The sequence below is a fragment of the Aerococcus sp. L_32 genome (assembly GCF_050689315.1).
The window spans coordinates 1-3,106 of record NZ_JBOEQF010000251.1; the positions used below are offsets into that span (position 1 = coordinate 1).

Here is a 3,106-nt window from a genome sequence, read left to right on the forward strand (position 1 = left end):
TCTGCCATAGCAGCAGATTTTTCCTGGAAGCCTTCTGGACGATTTTCTGCAAAATGTCTCACGCCTGCATCATATACTGTGTTTGCTTCATCTATTGAATGGTACTTAGAAACGCAAATCAGCGTCACATCATTTGATGATAACGCTGATGATTGTTGTGCATTTGCAATAATGCCTTCAATAGACTGCACGTTATTGCGAATTGTCATATTAACGACGACGCTTTCTGAAAAATGGTGGTGTATCTAATTCATCGTCATCTGAGTTGTGTGATGAGTAATCATTTTCTACAGGTGCAGATGGTGCGTCATCAAAAGTTCTGCGTGAACGGTTTGAATCTTCATAACGGCTGCTATCGAAGTCGTTGAAGATGTCGCGGTTTTCTTCTTGGCGACGTTCAGTCACTTGTTTTTCTTTAAAGTTGTCTGGTTGGTTAGCGAAATCGCGACCTGAACTTTGTTGGAAAGCAGAGTGGCCGCCAGAACGTTTAGCACGTTTTTCATCGCGACGTTTTTCAGTATCAATACCAGTTGCGATAACTGTTACGATAACTTCGTCTTCTAAGTCTTCAGCAATTGTAGTACCAAAGATGATGTTTACTTCTGAAGAAGATGCTGCTGCTACGATATCCGCTGCATCTTGTGCCTCGAATAGCGTTAAATCGTCGCCACCCTTGATGTTTAATAGGATTTGCTCAGCACCATCAATAGAAACTTCTAATAATGGAGATGAGATAGCTTTCTTAGTTGCTTCAGCTGTACGGTTTTCACCAGTAGAAGCACCGATACCCATTAAAGCAGTACCTTGGTCAGCCATTACTGTACGAACGTCAGCAAAGTCTAAGTTTACGTAACCAGGTGCAGTAATCAAGTCAGAGATACCTTGAACACCTTGGCGTAATACGTTGTCAGCTTCACCAAATGCTTCACGCATAGGCGTTTTCTTGTCAACGATTTCTAATAAACGGTTGTTTGAGATAGTTACTAAAGTATCCACATGTTGTTTCATTTCTGCTATACCTTGAGCAGCTGAGCGACCACGTTTTGGTCCTTCAAAAGTGAATGGACGAGTCACAACACCTACAGTTAGCGCGCCGATTTCTTCTTTAGCGATACGGGCTACGATTGGTGCGGCACCTGTACCAGTACCACCACCCATTCCGGCAGTGATGAAAATTAAGTCAGCACCTTGTAATGCTTCGCGGATTTGATCTTCTGATTCTTCAGCAGCTTTAGCCCCAACTTCTGGTTGAGCACCGGCACCTAAACCACGAGTAGATTTAGGTCCAAGTTGGATTTTAATATCAGCTTTAGAGTTTTTCAAAGCTTGTGTATCAGTATTTGCAACAATAAATTCAACGCCACGTACGTTCTCCTCGATCATACGGTTAACAGCGTTGTTACCACCACCACCAACACCAACTACTTTGATTGATGCGTTATTCATATCCATGTTTTCGTATTCGAATTCCATATCCATTTTATATCCTCCTGGTAATTAAATTAAACAAAAAAGTCTTTGAAGAAATTTTTAATTTTATCAACTGGGCTTTCTTCTTCGCCCGTTTCAGTTTCGTCATTTAATTCATCATATTGGCTAGCTGGGCTTTCTTCATAATAAGTTTGTTCATTATTAGAAGGCGATACGCTAGGTTTATCGTTAGCATTATCATCATTTACTTGTTTGTAATTGTCAACTGATTCTGTTTGCTTTGTGCTAGCAACTGGCTCTTTTGGCGCAGCAGTTGGCTGACTAGTCCGAGTAGTTGGTGCGACTTGTACTAGTTGCTCATTATCTTGTGCTAAGTGATGAATATCATCTAATTGCGCCACATATTGGATTAAACCAACCGCTGTTGTAAAGACTGGGTTACGCAAGCCAACGTATTCTGGAATGTAGTATCGCACTTCATGGCCAAAAACTTCTTCAGCTAAATCCAAAACACCAGGTAATGATGCTGCCCCACCGGTCACAATAATGCCACCTGGTAAGGCAAAGGCTTCGATTTTATCTAGAGGTTTTTTCAATGTTTCGAATATTTGACGTTCCCGAGCTTCAATAATTTCAGCTAAGTAATGCTCACTCACACGTTCTGGATTCACTTTACCAATTGTTTCAACTGGGAAGAATTCTGAATCGCTCGTATCTTTAGGTAGGGCATAGCCATATTCTAATTTGATTTGTTCAGCATTTTCAATTGAGGTATTCAATATAGTTGAGATATCTTTTGTAACAAGTTCCCCACCTTCGTGGTCAACTGTTGCAAATTTCAATTGATCATCGTGGAATACAGACACACTTGTTTGTCCCCCACCCATATCAACTAATATTGTCCCGAATTCACGTTCACTCTTGCTCATTGCGGCATATGCATTTGCATAAGATTGCACAACTAAGTCACGTATATTCAAGCCCGCCATTGCTACGCAACGACGTATATTGTGAACCAGTGTTTTAGGACCAGTAACTAAACTAGCATATAATTCTAGTCTTACACCAATCATGCCACGTGGGTCTTTGATGTTGTCAAAGCCATCAACAATGAATTCCTCCGGCATTACTGAAATAATCTCTCTTTCAGCTGGTACTGAACGAACTTTTGCTGCCGCTAAAACGTTTTTGACATCCTTATCTGTAATCTCTCTGTTGTCATTTGACACGGCGATCATACCATAACAAGGTTCGATATTCACTTGATTACTTGGGACAGCTACAATGACATCGTTAATCGTATAATTAGCTTTTTGTTCGGCTTTTTTAATCGCGCGCTTGATAGACTCAACAGTCTTATCAATATCTACAATCACACCTCTACTGAGGCCTTGTGAGCGCTCATGACCTACTCCAATAACATTAATTTGTTGGTTAACATATTCTGCAACTACTACTTTTATTGAAGTGGTTCCAATATCTAAACTTGCAAAAATTTCTGGCTGAACCATGTTTATTGAAACCTCCTAGAAAATTTAATATTTAATCGTATCGTTACTATTTTAACATAGACGGTACTAATTACCAACGAAATCACCGCTACTTTCTCATAGAAATTGTTGGCATAGTCACGGTCTATCAATAGTGATGACGTTTTCCTACACGCAAATGCTTT

The 3,106-nt window shown here is 40.2% G+C and carries 2 protein-coding genes and 1 pseudogene; all 3 read right to left on the bottom strand.

Features of this window, described 5'->3' with window-relative positions:
- Positions 1 to 209, bottom strand: a pseudogene (locus ACRCJ0_RS11325) (YggS family pyridoxal phosphate-dependent enzyme); the annotation flags it as partial.
- A 1-nt stretch (position 210) separates the two neighbouring features.
- Positions 211 to 1,479 (bottom strand): cell division protein FtsZ, encoded by a 1,269-nt coding sequence (ftsZ, locus tag ACRCJ0_RS11330; RefSeq protein ID WP_016897659.1) that lies wholly within the window; start codon positions 1,477 to 1,479, stop codon positions 211 to 213.
- A gap of 23 nt (positions 1,480 to 1,502) precedes the next feature.
- Positions 1,503 to 2,942, bottom strand: a complete 1,440-nt coding sequence (ftsA, locus tag ACRCJ0_RS11335) for a cell division protein FtsA (RefSeq protein ID WP_417892950.1) — start codon at positions 2,940 to 2,942, stop codon at positions 1,503 to 1,505.
- Positions 2,943 to 3,106 lie beyond the last annotated feature (164 nt).